General features: G+C 54.4%; 16 protein-coding genes. 4 read left to right on the top strand and 12 right to left on the bottom strand.

All coding sequences use genetic code 11. The features are described 5' to 3' along the window. Positions 1–15: 15 nt before the first annotated feature. The 8 genes from C173_RS23795 to C173_RS23830 all read right to left on the bottom strand — a co-directional run bounded on the left by C173_RS23795 (position 16) and on the right by C173_RS23830 (position 10,690). Complete coding sequence (locus C173_RS23795; protein ID WP_051478330.1) at positions 16–1,524, bottom strand: copper amine oxidase N-terminal domain-containing protein; 1,509 nt, start codon at positions 1,522–1,524, stop codon at positions 16–18. 92 nt (positions 1,525–1,616) lie between these two features. Continuing rightward, positions 1,617–2,285: a TraX family protein gene (locus C173_RS23800; protein WP_036729331.1), complete on the bottom strand. Its 669-nt coding sequence runs from the start codon at positions 2,283–2,285 to the stop codon at positions 1,617–1,619. Between the two features lie 154 nt (positions 2,286–2,439). After that, entirely contained in the window at positions 2,440–3,603 is a 1,164-nt protein-coding gene (gene mmsB, locus C173_RS23805; protein ID WP_036729333.1) for a multiple monosaccharide ABC transporter permease, read from the bottom strand. Positions 3,604–3,609: 6 nt separating this feature from the next. Beyond that, positions 3,610–5,139 carry a multiple monosaccharide ABC transporter ATP-binding protein gene (gene mmsA, locus C173_RS23810; RefSeq protein WP_036729336.1) on the bottom strand — a complete coding sequence of 510 codons (1,530 nt, stop codon included), beginning with the start codon at positions 5,137–5,139 and terminating at the stop codon, positions 3,610–3,612. Between the two features lie 98 nt (positions 5,140–5,237). Further along, on the bottom strand, positions 5,238–6,347 hold the full coding sequence (gene chvE / locus C173_RS23815; RefSeq protein ID WP_036729338.1) for a multiple monosaccharide ABC transporter substrate-binding protein: 1,110 nt from the start codon (positions 6,345–6,347) through the stop codon (positions 5,238–5,240). Positions 6,348–6,552: 205 nt separating this feature from the next. Continuing rightward, entirely contained in the window at positions 6,553–7,767 is a 1,215-nt protein-coding gene (locus C173_RS23820) for a response regulator transcription factor (RefSeq protein WP_036729341.1), read from the bottom strand. A 22-nt stretch (positions 7,768–7,789) separates the two neighbouring features. After that, on the bottom strand, positions 7,790–9,655 hold the full coding sequence (locus C173_RS23825; protein WP_036729344.1) for a cache domain-containing sensor histidine kinase: 1,866 nt from the start codon (positions 9,653–9,655) through the stop codon (positions 7,790–7,792). Between the two features lie 21 nt (positions 9,656–9,676). Next, entirely contained in the window at positions 9,677–10,690 is a 1,014-nt protein-coding gene (locus C173_RS23830; protein WP_036729346.1) for a substrate-binding domain-containing protein, read from the bottom strand. 217 nt (positions 10,691–10,907) lie between these two features. Here C173_RS23830 and C173_RS23835 point away from each other — a divergent pair, with 217 nt between their 5' ends. The 4 genes from C173_RS23835 to C173_RS23850 all read left to right on the top strand — a co-directional run bounded on the left by C173_RS23835 (position 10,908) and on the right by C173_RS23850 (position 14,153). Next, on the top strand, positions 10,908–11,096 hold the full coding sequence (locus C173_RS23835; protein ID WP_036729349.1) for a hypothetical protein: 189 nt from the start codon (positions 10,908–10,910) through the stop codon (positions 11,094–11,096). A gap of 140 nt (positions 11,097–11,236) precedes the next feature. Then, a complete protein-coding gene (locus tag C173_RS23840; RefSeq protein WP_036729351.1) occupies positions 11,237–12,151 on the top strand; it encodes a helix-turn-helix transcriptional regulator in 915 nt (304 codons plus the stop codon). Continuing rightward, positions 12,148–13,155: a hypothetical protein gene (locus C173_RS23845; RefSeq protein ID WP_235191996.1), complete on the top strand. Its 1,008-nt coding sequence runs from the start codon at positions 12,148–12,150 to the stop codon at positions 13,153–13,155. Before C173_RS23840 ends, C173_RS23845 begins: the two co-directional genes overlap by 4 nt. Beyond that, a complete protein-coding gene (locus C173_RS23850) occupies positions 13,152–14,153 on the top strand; it encodes a hypothetical protein (protein ID WP_036729354.1) in 1,002 nt (333 codons plus the stop codon). The genes C173_RS23845 and C173_RS23850 overlap by 4 nt, the downstream gene beginning before the upstream one ends. Before the next feature lie 15 nt (positions 14,154–14,168). On the opposite strand, the gene C173_RS23855 is transcribed toward C173_RS23850, so the two are convergent. The 4 genes from C173_RS23855 to C173_RS23870 all read right to left on the bottom strand — a co-directional run bounded on the left by C173_RS23855 (position 14,169) and on the right by C173_RS23870 (position 19,156). After that, positions 14,169–15,878 (bottom strand): LTA synthase family protein, encoded by a 1,710-nt coding sequence (locus C173_RS23855; protein ID WP_036729356.1) that lies wholly within the window; start codon positions 15,876–15,878, stop codon positions 14,169–14,171. A gap of 445 nt (positions 15,879–16,323) precedes the next feature. After that, positions 16,324–17,319 carry an aldose 1-epimerase gene (locus C173_RS23860; protein ID WP_036729359.1) on the bottom strand — a complete coding sequence of 332 codons (996 nt, stop codon included), beginning with the start codon at positions 17,317–17,319 and terminating at the stop codon, positions 16,324–16,326. Positions 17,320–17,401: 82 nt separating this feature from the next. Further along, positions 17,402–18,124, bottom strand: coding sequence for an MgtC/SapB family protein (locus tag C173_RS23865; RefSeq protein ID WP_036730147.1), 723 nt, complete (start codon positions 18,122–18,124; stop codon positions 17,402–17,404). Positions 18,125–18,364: 240 nt separating this feature from the next. Further along, entirely contained in the window at positions 18,365–19,156 is a 792-nt protein-coding gene (locus C173_RS23870; RefSeq protein WP_036729362.1) for an SDR family oxidoreductase, read from the bottom strand. Positions 19,157–19,322 lie beyond the last annotated feature (166 nt).

The raw sequence follows: 19,322 nt of genomic DNA on the forward strand, positions 1-19,322 counted from the left end.
CTTTAATGGTACTTCTTACGGACGTTCAATCCAGATATAGCCGTCATCATCCACTTCAACCGTGGCGTGCAGGCCTTCAGCCAATACACGCAGCGGCACATTAGCATCTCCGTACTCATCTACGAATACGGCTAACGGAAGCTTCACGGTCTTGCCGGCAATTTGTGCCTGCGCGGAACCGATTTTGAATACGAGCTGATCGCCGTATACATCGTCGGTAACCTTGATCGACTTGTTAGGCCCATCCCACTCTACCTTAGCGTCCAGATCCTCTGCCACATAGCGCAGCGGTACATAGGTAGTGCTATTCTTCACGACCGGATAATAGTAATCGTCGTCCGGTGCGATCATCAGGCTCTTCGAGGTAATTGCCATCTCCTCTTTGAGCAGCTTATAGACGGATGAATTGGCATCGAAGCTTCTCAGCGTCTCACCCGGCGTAAGATCTCCCTTGGAGTAATCAATTGCGCCTGTCGTGCTGATCGGATCAGCTGTTACCGGACCATTTACATTCCAAGTCTCGGACACCAGCTTCATGTTGATGCTCTGCAGCGGCAGATATTCATCGGCCGGAAGAGCAACACTCAAGTCAATGTTCTGTTTGCGGACATGGAAGCCGTTATCTACGAAGATATCCGCAGTCAGCTTCGTATCCTTGCCGAGAACAGTCTTGAGTTCAGGGGTCGATTCATAGAGGTTCTCCAGTTGCTTGTCATAGACGAGCAGGAGAGCATCCACCGCCAGCTTGGCCGCATCATGAACTACTGTGACTACCCCTTCTTTGTCTTCCAGCGGAATATCGCCCAGACCGATGCTGTTCAGATCTTCAGCTCTGTCTTTGATGAGCGGATACATGTAATCATACAGACCGCTGATCAGGGCAGTGAAGCCTTCGGTATCCTTAGATACAGATCTCAGGAAGCTCTTAAGCAATACCGGAAGCTCTTCCCCTGTAATTTCCGTATGTAGCTTCGTCAAGCTGGTTGGCTGGCCGTATACGGATTCATTTACTGATGTCACTGTGATCGCACCCGGATTCGGAAGATTCTTGATCACAAACTGGGAGGCCAGCTTAGTGAATTCCAAGGTCTTGGCAGGATCGGTTGCTTCCAGGCCGAGCAACATTTCATTGCTCTGAAGCGGCATGTAGAACGGCTGCTTCGCGCCTTCTGCGGTGAAGACCAGGTTCTTCTGGTCGGTGAAGAGGGAGAAAGGAATCTTGAACTCCTTGTAACCCACAACTCCCGTGGCCGAGACATTGCCGTTATCCTGAACCTTCACATGGCCGAGCGTAAGCGATAAGGAATTAATAAGATCAACAACTTCGCGGTCCTCTGCGGTGATGCCTGCAGCAGGAACAGCGCTCAGGGTCATCGTAGTGCTGGATTCAGAGGATTTGACATCCAGATCCCCCAGCAGTGCCTTATTGACATCGAAGCCGCCAACCGCCTGGCAGCCTGACAGAATCAGCAGCAGGGCGAGAATCGGCACCAGCCATTTGGTTCTTGCTTTCATTTTCTTCATAGCATGTCTCCTCTAGCTCATAATTTGGCAACGTACCCATCATCTCAGAGGAGCATCAATTTGTAAATACAGCACCTGGAAATGATGAACCCTCATACGCTAAATAAACTCCGCCATTCTATAAATACCCATTCTTTGAAAAAGAGAAACTTTACCAACGCAAGTATTGCTAAATGGGCCGGATAAAAGCACCACCAGACCCAGCGCGGCAGACGCTTCTTCTCCAGCAGCACCCAAAAACTCGGGGTCAGCGCAATCAGAAGGGTCGGAATAATGCTGGCCATCTGCACCAGCCAATTATAATAGAACAGATAGAATACATTCAGCGCCAAATGCGCCAGCACCAGCACATAAGAACGGGTATACCGGAAGATCAGCACCAGCAGCAGGCCGTAAGCGTTATAGTCCAGCGGCAGAGCATCCATCAGCAGCACAGCTACAACCACTACCGGAATACCCGCCCACAGATTCGGCAGCTTATCGAGCAGGGCAAGGACCAGCGCTGAGATCAGCAGGGTGAAGACGACGTTCCAGCCTCCCGGATGAATCGCCAGATTGTACGGAATCTGTGCCAACACCGCAATGACAAGCAGCCGCCGCAGATAGCGGGGTCTGGAGGAGGTATGGATATAGCCTTGCGCCAGCGCGTAGCAGTAGATCGGGAAGGCAATTCTCCCCACATATCTCCAGGCAAGCTCACCCGGGAAAAAGATCAGCCCAACATGGTCAATCAGCATGGTCAGCATGGCAATAATCTGCATCTGTAGCCTCCTGTTACTATCATGAAATATAAAGCACCTTAGGTGCTATTATCCATGCCAGAGCCGTATGCTGCAAGCTGTGCGGGAGAACTTGTACGACAGGCAAGCCGGAGCCGCTCCCTCTGGAGCAGTTCCGGCCGGGTTCTATCTTATATCAGGCTGTCTTCGACTTGTTATAGATATCAAAGCCTACCGCCAGCAGCAGCACCAGTCCCTTGATCCCCTGCTGCCAGTCTACGCCGAGGCCGACGAGCGACATACCGTTGTTCATGACGCCCATGACCAGACCTCCGATAATAGCACCGACTACGGTTCCGATTCCCCCGGACGCGGAGGCTCCGCCGATGAAGCAGGCAGCGATAGCATCCAGCTCGAAGTTCGTACCGGCCTTAGGGGTAGCCGAGTTCAGGCGGGCCGCGAAGACCAGACCGGAAAGGGCAGCGAGTACACCCATGTTGACGAATACCCAGAAGGTCACCCGTTTGGTTTTGACGCCGGAGAGGCTTGCCGCCTTCTCATTGCCGCCCAGGGCATAGATATGCCGCCCCATGGTCATGTGGTTCATGACGAAGGAGTACAATACGATCAGCACCATCAGAATCACAAGGATATTAGGAATCCCGTTATATTGTGCCAGAACATAGGTGAACAGGTTGATGACGATCACCAGCGCAGCAGCCTTGGCAACGGACATCCAGACCGCAGACCGCTCAAAACCGTACTTCACCGTGATCCTGCGGCTGCGGATTTCCTGATAGATCACCAGCAGCGACAGCAGAACGCCGATGATCAGGGTCAGCACATTCAGCGAACCCACGCTTGCGACATCGGGAATGAACCCGGAGCTGATCTTCTGGAAAGTCTTCGGGAAAGGTGCAATCGACTGCCCGTTCAGCACGATCATCGTCAGGCCCCGGAACAGCAGCATGCCCGCCAGGGTAACAATGAACGCCGGGATTTTGACATAAGCGACCCAGAAGCCCTGCCAGGCCCCGACCAGCGCGCCCATCAGCAGCGAGATGACTACGGCCAGCACCGGATTCAGCTCCATATCCACCATCATAATGGCCGACAGGGCACCGATGAAGGCAGCTACCGAGCCGACCGAGAGGTCGATATGCCCAGTGATGATTACCAGCACCATCCCGATAGCCAGCACCAGTATGTAGCTGTTCTGCAGAATGAGATTGGTCACGTTCAGCGGCTTCAGCAGAATGCCGTCGGTCAGAATTTGAAAGAACACCGAAATAAAAATCAAGGCAATGATCATGCCGTATTGGCGGATATTTTTTTTGAACAGTTCACTAATGGCTCCCATGCGGTGTTACCCCCTGCTTCGTGTCATAAATTTCATCAAAAGCTCCTGCGACGCATCCTTCCGCTCGACTTCCCCGCTGATCCGCCCTTCACACATGGTGTAGATCCGGTCGCACATCCCGATGATTTCCGGCAGCTCGGAAGAGATGACCAGCACGCCCTTCCCCTCTGCGGCAAGGCTGTTGATGATGGAATAGATTTCGTATTTGGCCCCGACATCGATACCCCGCGTAGGCTCATCCAGGATCAAAACATCCGGCTGGGCGTAGATCCATTTGCTGAGCACCACCTTCTGCTGGTTGCCGCCGCTGAGATTCACGGTTTTTTGCAGGATGCTGGGGGTCTTGATATTCAGCTTCTTGCGGTATTCCTCTGCGACCAGCACTTCCTCGTTCTCATTAATGACGCCATGGCGGGAGAGCTTCTTCAGGCTGCTGAGCGAGATGTTCCGCTTGATATCGTCGATCAGGATCAGGCCGTAATGCTTGCGGTCCTCGGTCACGTAGGCTAACCCATGCTCTATCGCCTGGCTGATGTTATTCAGGTGTACTTCCTTGCCGTGCATAAAAGTCTGGCCGCTGATCCGCTTGCCATATGACTTGCCGAACACACTCATCGCCAGCTCCGTGCGCCCTGCGCCCATCAGCCCGGCAATGCCGACCACCTCACCCCGCCGGATGTGGAGATTAATTTGATCCAGCATTTTGCGGTCTGCCTGTGTCTCATGATAGACATTCCAGTCACGGATCTCGAAGATCGTCTCTCCCAGATCCGGTGTGCGCTCAGGGTAACGGTTCGTCAGATCGCGCCCGACCATGCCTTTGATAATGACATCCTCTGTAACAGCATCCTGCTTCATATCCAGGGTCTTGATGGTCTGTCCATCCCGCAGAATCGTGACGGAATCCGCTATTTTCTCGATTTCGTTCAATTTGTGGGAAATGATAATCGAGGATATCCCCTGCTTCTTCAGCTCCAGAATGAGCAGCAGCAGGTTCTCGCTATCATCCTCATTCAGCGCCGCTGTCGGTTCGTCGAGAATGAGCAGCTTCACTTCCTTGGAGAGCGCCTTCGCGATCTCTACAAGCTGCTGCTTGCCGACACCTATCGTAGAAACTCCTGTAAACGGCGATTCCTTGAGGCCGACGGTGGTTAGCAGCGCCTTGGTCTTGACCGTCGTTTCGTTCCAGTTGATCACCCCGCGTCTGGCCTGTTCATTGCCGAGGAAGATGTTCTCCGAAATCGACAAATACGGAATCAGCGCCAGCTCCTGATGGATAATGACGATCCCCAGGCCTTCGCTGTCCTTGATATCCTTGAACTGGCATACCTGCCCCTGGTAATAGATATCCCCTTCATACGTCCCGTGCGGATACACTCCGCTAAGCACCTTCATCAGCGTGGACTTGCCTGCCCCGTTCTCTCCGCAGAGGGCGTGGATCTCGCCTGCCTTCACCTGCAGATTGACTGACGAGAGCGCTTTGACGCCGGGGAATGTCTTGGTAATGCCTTTCATCTCCAAAATAATTTCACTCATGTGCCTCTCACCCAGCTTTCCTTGTGACTGTGCAGCGGTTCTCCGGCGGATATTATCGTTGTTAGATGCCGCCGGGAAACCGCGAGAATTGCTGCTGATTATTGTCCGAGTTGCTCTTTGGTATAGTACCCGCCGTCCACCAGCACTTTATCCACATTGCCCGCATCCACAGAGACCGGCTCCAGCAGGTAGGACGGGACGATTTTGACCCCGTTGTCGTAGGTGGTGGTATCGTTGACTTCAGCTTCGGTCCCCTTCAGCACACTCTCCGTCATCTCCACTGCCTTCTTGGCCAGCTCGCGGGTATCCTTGAATACTGTCTGGGTCTGCTCTCCGGCCAGAATGGACTTCACGGAAGCCAGCTCGGCGTCCTGTCCGGTCACCACCGGAAGCTTCTTGTCACCGGAGCCGTAGCCTACACCCTTGAGCGAAGACAGGATACCGATGCTGATGCCATCGTATGGAGACAAGACGGCGTCCAGATTATCGCTCGCATAGTTCGCACTCAGCAGGTTATCCATCCGTGATTGGGCGGCAGCGCCGTCCCAGCGCAACGTAGCTACTTTATCCATCGTAAGCTGCTTGCTGCGGACCACCAGTTTACCGGAATCGATATATGGCTTCAGAATCGACATGGCGCCGTCGAAGAAGAAGTAGGCATTGTTGTCATCCGGCGATCCGCCGAACAGCTCGATGTTGAACGGGCCTTTGCCGTCCTTCAGGCCAAGCTTCTCTTCAATGTAAGAGCCTTGCAGCACACCCACCTTGAAATTATCGAAGGTCGCATAATAGTCTACGAATTCACTTTTTTTGATCAGACGGTCATAAGCGATCACCTTAACGTTGGCGTCATGCGCCTTCTGCAGCACGTCCGTCAGCGCCTCACCGTCAATTGAAGCGATTACAATTGCGTTCACACCTTTGGTGATCATGTTCTCAATCTGCGACACTTGATTCTCGACAACATCCTCCGCATATTGCAGATCCGTCCCGTAGCCCAGCTTCTCGAACTCCTTGACCATGTTGTTACCGTCATTCACCCAGCGCTCCGAAGATTTGGTCGGCATCGCGATGCCCACCTTGCCCTTCGATGTATCCCCGCCGCCGGAAGAGCTGCCAGCGCTGCTGGATGAATTACCGCTGTTGCCGCATGCAGATAAGATGAGTACCAGTGTTAGCAGAAGCGTGATCATTGAATATTTTTTCATTCCTGCACTACCCCCTGAACTATTCTGATGTCTTCCACAGGTGTTCCCGTGTGACAAATCGAGTATAGCAACCGGGGGCAGGTGCCGTATTTACACTGAGGCTACTGTTTTTGTGAAAATATAACTTTTTATATGCAAAAAGGAATGCCCTCTCGCCAATAGATGGCTACTGAAGCATTCCCCACTATTCATCCAGTATCTTCAGTTACTTGCGTACCTCAGCCTGCACCCCTTTACGGAACTGCAGCGGCGCCACACCGGTCTGCTTCTTGAAGGCTGTGCTGAAATAATGCTGGGTCTCATAGCCCGACTGCTCCGCCACCTCGTTAATACTGAGGTCGGTTGAATGCAGAAGCTGGGCGGCCCGGCGGATACGGGTCTGGGTCAGATACGTGCCGAAGGATTGGCCCAGCTCCTGCTTGAACAGGCGGCTCAGATAGACCGGGGAGGCTTGAAGCAGGCCTGCTGTGGCCTCCAGGGTAAGCTCGCATTCGCTGTAATGCTCCTGGATATGCTGCTTCGCCCGGCGGACGAGCGGGGACAGCGGCTGCTCCTTGACCAGCGCCACCCGGCAGCTCCGGTAAGCGGCAGCAAGCTCTGTAATCTCTCCCTGGATCAGCCGCGTGCCGACTTCAACAGCGATTTTGAGATGGCTGCGCACCGCGGCCTCCACTCCGGCCAGGATGCGCTCACTGGCGGCATCCCACAGCAGGATAACGATCAATCCGGCGGCGTCCCGGAACATCACCTTGGGATACGGGTCCAACAGCTCGGCAGCGATATTCTCTATGGCGAACAAGAAGAGCTGCCGCTCCTTCTCCTTCATCGCCGGATGCTGGCCCTCCCACCGCCAGCGGATGATGCCGATCAGCTCCGGCCGCTGCGGCGGAAGCTTGAGGAATTGCAGCTGCTCCCGGATCTCCGCCTGGCTCAGATTACCGTCCAGCCATTCCTGGCAGAAGCGCTCGCGCAGCAGCGGGAAGTTCTTCATCAGCTGCCGGGAAGCCTGCTCCAGATGCTGGCTCTGCTCCCGCTCGGACTCCAGCTCATCGCGGACGCCCCGCAGCACCTGCATCAATTGCTTCGGCTCCGCAGGCTTGAGAATATAATCATTCACCTGCAGCCGGATCGACTCCTGGGCATAGGCGAATTCATCGTGGCCGGTGATCACAATAATCTTGCAGCCGGGCAGTGCCTCCCGCAGCCGCTTCATCAGCTCCATGCCATGCATTATCGGCATGTTCAGATCCACCAGGGCGATATGAATGGCATTCTCCACGGCCAGCTCCAGCGCCTCTTCCCCGTCTTCTGCCTCTGCCGTCACCTCCATGCCCAGGCTATCCCAGTCCACGCATTGCCGGATCCCCTCCCGGATAATGCGCTCATCATCGGCAATGATTACTTTCCATTTCTCTATCATCTGCGGATCATCCTCCTCTGTCCTAATCCTTCTCAGGGTAATGCTCACGAACAACCGGATGACATACAGTTACAAGGGTTCCCTGCCCCGGTCCGCTCTCAATCTGGATACCGTACGGCGCTCCATAGGTCAGCCTGATCCGCGCCTGCACATTCAATATGCCATAGCCGCTTCCTGCGCTGCCCGTTACAGCCACGTCCGTCTCCGTACGCTCCAGTTCTTCTGCGCCAACCGCTTCGAGCCGCTGTCTGAGCTCCTTCAGCTTATCTGCTGACATCCCTGCACCATCATCGCGTACGGTAAGATACAGGTCGTTGTCCCGTTCCACAACTGCAATGGAGAGGTGGCCGGGGCCGCGCCGTTCCTTGATGCCGTGATAGATCGCGTTCTCCACCATCGGCTGCAGCAGCAGCTTAAGCACATACAGCTCCTGTAAGTGCGGCTCCACTTCAATGGAATAGGTCAGCTTGGTGCTATAACGGACATGCTGAATTTTCAGATAGCTGACGATATGCTCCAGCTCATCGGAGAGCGGTATGATATCGCTCCCTTTGCTTAAGCCGAGCCGAAACAGCCTGGAGAGGGACTGGACGACCTCGGCGATATCCTCCGCTCCCTTGCTGCGGGCCATCCAGTGAATCGTATCCAGCGTATTGTACAGAAAATGCGGCTTGATATGCGCCTGGAGACTGCGCAGCTCCGCCTCACGCTTTTGCCGCGCCTGAAGCTCGGTCAGGGATAGCAGCCGGCTAATCTGGGCCAGCATCGTATTGAAGCTGCGGCCGAGCAGCCCGATCTCATCGGAACGGCTGCCCCAGTAGCGGATTGTCAGATCACCGGACTGCGCCTTGCTCATGAAGGAAGCCAGCTGGCCGATAGGACGGGAGATCGAATAGGCCAGATAGAACGAGGCGGTCATGCCCAGCATGCAGACTACAAATACAAAGGTAACAACATTGAACGTAATCTCGCGGATTCCATAAGCCGACTCATCCATCGGGAACACGCCCATCGTGGTCCAGCCGGTAAACGGCGAGGTCCGGTAGATCAGCTGAAGCTTGCGGCCGGCTACCGTCTCCGAGGTAATGCCCGAGGACTCGGTGAACAGACCTGCCGGGATGTTACGCATTAAAGGGTGCTGCGGCGCGTAAATCATCTCTCCGCGATTGTCCACCACCGTAAGATATCCGGTTTTGCCGAGCGTGACATCTCTAGCCGTCTCCGCGATTACCCGCAGCTTCAGATCCACCAGCACCACGCCCTGGACCACCTGCGTCTCAGGATTCACAATGGCCCGTACAGCAGAGACCACCTCGCTCTCCTTATAGTCCACATGGGACCTGACCGCACGGCCATACGGATGCCCGACGATCAGGAAGATCCCCTTATTCTCTGCCGCCTGCTTGTACCAGCTCTCCTCCGTCAGCCGGGTACCGGAACGGGTATACATCTCGTTGCTGATGAAATCGCCTTCACGGTTGACCAGCATGATGCCGGCTATCTCGGAGCTGAGTGTGGTGAAGCCCTGCAGAAATTTGCGGATATTGTATTCCGCCGATTCCCCGTTGCCAGCTGCGGGGTCCGGCTGTGCCGGAGCCGGTGACGCCCCCTTCAGGAACTTCTGGACGCCCGGATCGAACGAGATCAGGTATGTAATTTTCTGCAGATTCTCCACATCACTCTCTATGGCGGTATTTACCTTGCGGATGAGCTGCATCGTGTTCTCGGTACTCTGCTCCTCCACGATCCTGTCCACCGTCCAGCCAATCAACAGCCCCAGTCCAATGGAAGGCAGAATGCTAATCAGCAAAAAGTGAATAATCAGCTTATAGCGGATCGGCATATTATTCAGCTTCAGCTTCTCCATGCTCACGCCGGTCTTGTGCATCACAGGCTCCCCCTCTGCCGGCTATTTGGCATAATAATTGTCCACATTCTGCCGCGTGACCACATCAATTCCGGTATCTACAGAATCGGGGACAGGCAGGGGCTTGTTATTGGCATAGGCCTCAGGATCAGCCTCCAGATCGCGGTGCAGATGAAACAGCTCGGTCAGCGACCAATAACCCATATTCCAGGTGCCCTGGGCCATGGTTGCGGCAATCTTGCCTTCCTTCACCAGATCGAGTGTGCCTTTATCCGTATCGAAGCTGATAATCTGCGGGACCGGTCCGCTGCCATGGGCGGCATCCACAGCTTCCGCGACCCCGATGCCTCCATTACTTTCCGTGGCAAAAATTCCCGCCAGCTGCGGATAACGCACCAGCAGCTGCTCGGCAGCCTCCCTGGACGCCACCTGATCTCCCCGCCCATCCTTAACAGCCACCAGCTTCATCTGCGGGTATTTGCTGCGAATTGTGTCCGTGAAGCCGTCCGTCCGCTCCTGGTGATTATGCTGATCCGGTGTGGTTATAATGGCTACCTCGCCCTTGCCCCCGGTCAGCTCGGCCATCTTATGCGCCGCCTTCGTTCCGGCATTATAATTGTCCGTTCCCAGGAAGGAATACGCCTTGCTGCCCTCCGCTCCCGAATCAAACAGCACCACCGGAATACCACTCTCCACAGCCTTGTTAATCGTCGCTGTAAGCAGCTTGGAATTCACGGCCGAGATGGCAATTCCCGCCGGCTTCTTGGCGATGGTCTGCTCCAGCACCGTCATCTGTTCACTCGCATTATGCTGGGTGGAGCCGTGATACTCGACGGATACATTTAGCTCCTCTGCGGCGTCCTCGAAGCCCTTCAGCACGCTTTTCCAGTAATCTATGCCGATCTGGAACGTAACCATCACGTATTTGTCCTCAATATTGCCGCGCAGTCCCGCAGTCTCCCACGGGTCTGCCGCATTCCCCTGCTGCTTGTAATTCAGCACGTAGAGCACGAAGATGCCGATTAGCAGCACGTAGACAAGCCCAAGCTTTTTCACATATGTAACCCCTTTCATAACAATGAATGCTGAAGGCCCTAGGGCCCCAGGTTCTTCCATCTATGTCCAATCTAGTCTACTGGCTTGGCAGCCGTTCCGTCAATTACGTTACTGGGCCAATAGTTAAAAACTCGTTATCTGCTACGACATTTTATGTCGTACCGCTTGTTCTATACTGGACAGGTACCATCAATTCAATGAAACGAGGATTACAAGAATGTCAAAAACCAAACGCGGACGGGTACTCTGGACCCTTCCTTCCCGTGGACGCGGCACCTGTCCGGTCTGCGGGACCACCCGGATCAAGCTGCTCTACACCAAAATAAAATCCGACGGCAGCGCCCTGAAGGTCTGCAAGCGCTGCGACAAAGCGACGCAGGTTAGAGTGGACGCAGCAACCAAGTAAATTGACGCAAGGATGCTCCATGCTTCATGCTTCGTGCATGGATGCCAGAGCATCCTTGTTTCTTTGAGAGGAACGCTCACGCTGGTCTAAAGCACCATCTCCAGCTATACTGGAGGCTGACAGAAAGGAGCGGGAGCAGCATGAGCCATATTCACCGGATTCAGTGGTTTGACCAGCAGGTCCGCCAGCTTACTTATCCGAACAGCAGCAAGCTGGCGGAGCAGTTCGAGATTTCCAGGCGCCAGGCCCAGCGGGATATTGAATACCTGGCGGAATCGCTGCGGGCCCCGCTCCGCTATGTAGCGAAGCAGCGCGGATATATCTATGAGGACAACAGCTTCGTGCTCCCACATCTGTACATTACGGACGAGGAGCAGCGGGTGCTGAAATATCTGGCTTACCGGTATAGTCACTATGATTATGAGAACGCCCAGACCATCCGCAAGGTGGGCGGTCTGCTGGAGCGGTTCACGGCGCAGCCGCTTGCGGACAGGGAGATTAAGCTGCCTGTATTTGAAGTGAATCCCCACCGGCTGCAGGTCATGGAGATGCTGGAGCAGGCTATTCAGGCCCGCAGGGTGGTCCATGTTCTCTACCGGAACGGGCAGGATCCCCCGCAGGAGCTGTATCTCTGTCCCCTACAGCTAAGCCGGCGGATTGAAGATGATTATCTCGTGGCCGCTGTGGAAGGAGACGGGCGGAGTGAGTATTACAACCTGTCGGGCATCCGTGAGCTAACACTGACCAGCAGGGTTTTTATAGCCGGGGAGAACGGCCCTGCAGCTCCAGCCGGGCAGGCCAGACCCTTGAAGCCGTTCACGGCAAGAATCCGGTTACCCGGAATACCCCGGGAGCCGTCTTGGGGAGGTTACCAGCTTCGCGCCGCTGACAAGGATATCTACGAAGTTGATTTTTATGATACCAGCGCGTTCATTGCACATCTGCTCCACTCGGAGTGGAGTGCCCTCCTGGCCCCGAAATGGCTGAAGGAGAAGCTCCGCAGCATCTGTGAGACAGTAGTGAGCCGCCTGGATGAACAGGAGAATGAACATTGAGCAAACGAACAGGTGTAATCCTTGACGTCCGGATGCAGCGTGAATCGAAATCCTTTACCGATGCGCTCTATGCCGTACTGACTGCCGCCGGGTTATTCGAGGGTCCAAAATTCATGCTCTCCGGGCTAAGCGGCATGGCCTTCAAATTCACCGTACATGAGAAGCTCCTCCCCATGTCTGTTACGGCTTACGGACAGTGGGGCACAGAGCATCGCCGGGCTGTCGACAACCTCGGGATCTTCTTGGTGGATGACGGCGGGAGAACCAGACATGATTCCTTCGGGGCGTATCAACGGATCGCTATTGACTGTGTCAAGCAGAGTCTGGACCGCGGTCTGGCCTGCCTCTACTGGATACCGGAATTCGGAGTGATTCATGGTTATGATGAGGATGACCGGGTGTTCTATGTACAGGATGGCTGGTCCGGTGAGACACAATATGTGCTGTATGATAACTTCGGCCTTAACTTCACGCCCTTCTGGGACTGTATGTATGTCGGAGAGCGGGTGATGATTCCGTTGCAGGATACTGTACTTGAATCACTTCGGCTTGCGCTGGAGGATTGGGAGACTCCTCACAAAACACTTCCTGACTTAAGCCTCGGTTCAGGCCGCCTGGCCTACAGCTTCCTGATCCGGGCGCTTCAGCAGGGCGGATTCGACAGCTATGGCGCTATTTACATCCTTGAATCGTACATGACTTCACGGATCGAAATCTCCGCTTATCTGCGGGAGGTTCAGTCCGTATTACCGGGTCTTAAGGAAGTCAGCCGCTTGTATGATGAGCTGGTGGAGGGGCTGAGGGGACCGCTCGCGGCTGCAATCTCTGAGAAGAACAGCGGCAAGCTGCTAATGCAAGTTCAGCTTCCCTCCCTCTGCTCTGCTTTGAAGAAGGCCTTGGAGCTGGAGGAACGGGCGATGCAGCAGGTTACAAAAATTTCTGGGCAGTACCCGGACCGGAAGCGGTCCACACTGCCCAGATGGGGGGCGCACACCGCACGATGAATGAACATCATAATAAGCACGCTTCAGCCGCTGCGGATCAGCCGCGTGTGCCGCCCGCTTCTTCTTTTGCAGATGCGATGCACCAGGTCCTGTCGGCCAAAGGCTGGTTCACACTCTCCAAGCCCATGCTGGCCGGAATGACGGCCTTATGTTTCCGTCTGTCGGTACACAGGCAGCTTCACCCGGATTCTGCTACGGCATATAACTGGGCGGCTGAACATTGCGTAGCAGCAGATCTGATTGGTATTATCGCCATGCAGGGTGCAGGCTTTAACTTCAGCCCTACCTTCCCTCTCTATCAGAAGCAGGCTATTTCAGAAATCCGCAGATCACTTGAGCAAGGCACTGGTGTGGTCTGCTGGAAGGACCGTTTCATAGTGATTACCCGCTGTGATGATGAACGGCAGCTTTTCTATTACACAGAGAATGCTTCTGCCGCAGAACTGGAGCTGCCTTACGAGCAATTCGGAAGGAATGAATCGCCATATTGGTATGGCCAAATCTATGAAGGCCAGATCCGCAAGGATATCGTTCAGGTGCTCAGAGAGTCCTTCATCCAGGCGGTGTACAAGGCAGAGGTTCATGATCTGATGCTGCCGGAATCGCAATATGCCTGCGGCCTGCGGGCCTATGATGCTATGCTGGAAGCCTTGGCGGACAACACCTATGATGCTGCCGGAGCTTATGAGACGCTGCTCTTCTATGCAGGGTTGAAGCAGGACGCTGCGGCCTACGCAAGGGAAACCAGCCAGTATTGGCCCGAAGTTGAAAGCGTTGCAGAGCATTATGCAGCTCTAGCTGCTGTCTATAATCAAATAACGCACACTCTATGCAAGCAGACTGTACAAGCTCCAGAGGGTCCATGTTCGCTGGATGCCCAATCTCTGCTTCCACTCCTCCGGGAAGCACAGCGTATAGAGACCGCAGCGATCCAGTCCATCCGCATACTGCTCCGTGAGCCGATCGAGAACCGCTTCCATGATGTGGGGCTGCGCTAAGCCACGGCGGAGTGCTCAGAACATCAGAGACTCCGCGTATTTCTCCCCTTCGAGCAGATCATATTCGACTAGACGGTAGTCAGCCAGCAGCGCCTGCTGCTCAGGGGTCAGCTCCTTCAGAATTCCGGTATCGCCCGGCCCGATTAGCACCTTCTTGCTAAGTCCCGGAATTTCAGCCCGTACCTGCTCCAGCAGCTTATAAAAGGCCGGCAGCGTCTGCCCGGATAACCGGAAGACCGCAGGGCCGAGAAAGGCCGGGCTAAGCGTCCCGAGCGGCTCCTTCCCGATCTCAAAGTTAGCGAGTACCAACAGCTTCGTCTCATGCTTCAGCCTTGGCTCCTGATCCCAGCCTGCTGCGGTATAGATCCCGGCGCTGAGCGCAGGCAGATGATCTCCCCAGAACACCGCGATAGTGGGCCGCTTGATCTTCAGCAGCTCCTGCTGGAGATCAGCCATGGCCTCGTCTGTCAGCTTGGTATCCTGTACATAAGTCTCCAGCTCATCCTTCTGCTCCGGCAGCCCGCCTTGGACGGTGATGGTGTTCGGTCCGTTCACGCCTTTGACGAATGGAAAATGATTCTGCATCGTCACCAGATGCAGGAATGCCGGGCCCGATGCCTCTTGAAGCTGCCGGACCGCCTCCTGTACAGCTGCTTTATCCGAGACATACCCCTCTGGAGTCAGGCGGTCAGCGTCCGGCAGATCCTTCTCACTTGTGAAGCGGTCGAACCCCAGCACCGGATAGACACGGTTCCGGTTATAGAAGGTCTCATCGAACGGATGCAACGCCAGTGCCTCATACCCTCTGTCCTTCAGAATGCTGACGATCGACGGTAGGGAGGACATTTTGACGATGCGCTGTTGATAAGGAATCGTTCCATCCCCCAGAAAATACATCGACAGCCCGGTCAGGGCCTCGAACTCCACATTAGCCGTATTGCCGCCGAATTCCGGAGACAGCAAATAACCGGACGGCGTCTGCCCCGCCACCCCATGGATGAACTTCAGCGGATCTTCGCTAAGCGTATATCCGGGCAGGCGCGTAGGGTCGAAGAACGCCTCATTCATCATAAACAGAATGTTCGGCTGTTCCCCTGGCGCGGCCTGTACCGGCGCCTCCGGCAATGCCGAATACTTGGCAGCTAACGCCTCAACCGCTTCGCGGGTGTAGCCCTCCGGCTTGTCCATCAGGCTCTGCCGCAGATTCCCGGCGAACGCATAGACGAACCCGTTCTGCGTATAATTGACCTTCTGATTCCAGAAGATGTTCTGATAGCTCATTGCTGCAACCACAGGAGATTGACCAGTGACCAGCACAAGAAACCATGTGCTTAGCCCCACAGAGATCCCCGCCAGCGTCACGCGCAAGGACAGTCTGATCCGGTTCTTCGGCAGCTTAATAATCACAAGGACCAGACCGGCAACCAGCAGAACAGCGGTCCCTATAGCAAACGGAGAGATCATCCCGCTGGTAATCTTGCTCATTCCTTCGGCATTCTTCAGCAGCATCAGATCCCACGGAAACAGCGGTTCGCCTCTCGTAGCCAGCTTCTGATCACTGGCAATCCCCAGCAGCACGAACAGCGCCGAGACCACCGCCGGCCCCGCATACGCATTCGGTACAATCACTGAGCTTAAGAGCAGGATGAAGAAAATAAACAGACTTCCGGTACAATACAGCCAAGGATAAGCGCCAACCCACTTTAGCGCATGAAGCACATCCATCCGAAAAGAAGCAGCCTGCAAAAACAAATTCAGCCCAAATCCTATAACCAGTAAAATGATCAACAAATACAACAAACGCTTCGATGGCAATATCCGAGACAAGTTCATTCACTCCTAACTATTAAAGGAGTAGTATACGCCTTTAAGCTTAAAACCTCCTTAAAATTCATTTCCCAAATGAGTACAACGCTACAAAAAAGAGCAGCATCCATACATCAGACGCTGCTCTTTTCTTTTCTTTTCTATTCTCATCCCAGCGGGATAGACTGAAAAGGATAATAACAAATTAGGCCAAGGATTGGAGGGGGATTTTGGAACTGTAGGAGCGGTAGCGTCCGCCTTTGTCCCCGGATTTCCACCGCGGTAAGCGGTACAAATCAAGAAATCTGGGGACAACAGCGGCCGGAAGTCCAAATATTCACCGGAATGACGCCTGTGCCTAAGCCTACTTCACGTATATCCGGCTGCTCTCCTCCCAATATTCCCCAGGCTCCAGCCCGAACAAGCCGATGTCATCAGCAGGCAGATCCACCTTTGGCGCATTCACCAGGTTGATCTGCGGCTCAGGACAGAAGAAGCCTTCGGTTGCTCCGTTGTTCCAGATCATCCATTGCTTATACGAGGTACCCACATCATACACCAGCGTAACTCCGGCCTTGCGGTCGGTCAGCTCCATCCGGTTCCGTCCATTCTGGGCGGCTGCGGTATAGTGGTTGTCCATCGATGCATAGAACGGATACACGCCTTCGCCGCGCAGAGCCACCTCATCAGCAGTCAGCTCCTGGAATTTGCCGGTCGGCAGCATCCGGTCGCTGCTCAGCTCCCAGCGCTCGCCGATAGTCACCTTGACGCGGTAATCCTGCGCGCTGCTGCCTGGGGCGAACGGAGCATTAATAGCGGTATGGAACGCCAGCAGGCAAGGCATCAGCACATCGCCGTCATTGTGGACCAGCAGCTGCTGGGACAGGCCGCCTTCACCGAGCGTGTAGCGCAGCTTGATCGTATATTTGAACGGCAAATACTGATAGGACGGATGGTTCTCATCCACCTTGATCGCTACAGTGACGAAGCTTTCGCTTGTGCCGGTGCCGAATTCCTCTACCTCCCATGCTGCTGTATGTAGGAAGCCATGCAGATGATTGCCGGTTTTGGCTTCATTGACAGGCAAATGATAGGTCTGTCCATTCCACGGGAACTCTCCATCCTCATAGCGGTTCGGCGGAAACAGTACAGGAATACCGTGTATACCCGGGTTCGCCTTGAACGCTTCCATCTCTTCCGCGCCAGGCTCATGCAAGAAACGGTAACCGCTCTCAGTATCCCGGAAGCAGATCAGATTCCCGCCGATGCCCGGCAGAATAGCCGCTTCATAACGGCCGGCCTTCAGCCAGACAGCGGCCTCTCCCTCATAGTGTCCTTCAAATGCTGTAATCGGTGTCATTACAATAATCCCCTTCCATATGATCAAAATGACTCTCTCATAGATAGAGTACCACATCTGCCGGAATGGCAACATGCCATTTTTACAGCTGCTCGACTTCGACACTCATGACATGCTCGATTTTTTTCACATCATAATAGATTTCCGTAGCATAATCCTTGTCTGGCGCAGAAACGACCATGTCGATCATCTGCCTGCCATCCTCAAGATCCTTGATCTTCATTCGCCGGATGGTCCGGCCGGTTTTGCGCGTTTTGCGCTGGTCGGTCATGACATGCCGCTGCTCAATCTTCTGAATCACATCCGTCAGGATATAGTTCGGTTCCATAATGATTTTGATGGAGATCTCGTGCTTGTTCAGCACTTCAGGTCCGATGGCTTTGATAAGCAGAGGCACAGCGTTAACCGCGAACATAAGCAATATAACCGCATAACCCGCCTCTACATAAAAGCCTGCGCCAACTGCAATTCCGATACCAGATGCCGTCCAGATCAGCGCGGCCGAGGTTAAGCCGGAGATCGCATCTCCGCCTCTGCGCAGAATAACACCCGCTCCCAAAAAACCGATACCGCTGACAATCTGCGCTGCCAGACGCATCGGGTCCATATTGGGATGATCCGGTCCGCCGAATTTGTCATACGCATGAATAGATACCAGAGTTACCAGACAGCTAGCGATGCTGATGACCATACTGGTCCGGATTCCCAGCGGTTTCTGTTTCAATTGGCGGTCAATGCCGATGAACAGCCCGAACAGCATGGCCACAAGCAGCTTGATGATTGATTCCATATGCAGCAGGTCCATATTCATAATTTATTTTCCTCCTTCCTCGCCCGTCATGGCACATAGAATCAGTATACCTGAAATGCGCTGCAACTTTTACTGAAATTTTCTGCTGCCCGGTCAAAACAAGAAACGGACGCCTATCCCCGCTAACCGGGAGCTTCAGGCAGTACTGCCTAAGGCTCCGGCAAGGAACATCGTCCGCTTCAGAGAAGACTTCACTTATCCCATCATATGAGCAATGAGTGACTTATAGAAGGATTAGCCGTGCAGGAGGGATTCCGCTCCATCACAGTAGATTTCCGTACCCGTGATATGATCCGAATCCTCAGAAGCCAGGAACAGCGCCAGCTTAGCCACCTGATCCGGACGCCCCGGCCCCTTCTCCAGCGGCTGCCCGCCATCCGGGAATTCCACTTCAATCTGCACTTCCTTAAGATCATCCGAAGGATAGGTATTATCATCGATATTCGTGGTAATCGCTCCCGGACAGATAGCGTTTACACGTATCTTGTACTGGGCCAGCTCAAGAGCAGCCATTTTCATAAAAGCCACCTGACCAGCCTTGGTCGTACTATAGGCAGAGAACCCGACATTGGAGAATACCCGGTTGCCGTTGATCGAGCTGTTGATCAGAATACTGCCGCCCTTCTCTTTGAGATGGGGAATCGCATACTTGACGGTGGCGAAGGTGCCCCGCAGATTAATCTGAATCGTCTGGTCCCAGGACTCGATGTCCATCGTCTCAATCGGTGTCATGGCCCCGTTGATCCCGGCATTGGCGAAGACTACATCCAGCTGCCCCCACTTCTCCACTACCTGTTTCACAGCATGCTCCACTTGCGGCGGATCAGCGATGTCGCATTCAAACACTGCGGCTTCTCCGCCCTCCTGCTTGATCTGAGCGGCCACCTTCTCCGCATTCTCTACCGTCCGGTCCAGAAGGGCCACCTTGGCCCCGCTTCTGGCGAACTCCAGCACAGATGCCCGGCCGATGCCCGAGCCGCCTCCTGTAACAATCGCTACCTTGCCTTCCAGTTTGTTCGCAGTCATATGTGCAGTCGCCTCCATTGGTGTTTGATGTTCAAGTCAAGTTCTTTCCCTTAACTTTACCTCTCATACCCGGATATGAATCGGACCAGCGCACCTGAAATGGCAAAAAGCTTGACCCGCTGCCGGATAAACCGGCGGCAGATCAAGCCATGAAGCTCAGGAATGA

This window comes from Paenibacillus sp. FSL R7-277, assembly GCF_000517965.1.
Classification (GTDB): domain Bacteria; phylum Bacillota; class Bacilli; order Paenibacillales; family Paenibacillaceae; genus Paenibacillus_AQ; species Paenibacillus_AQ silagei.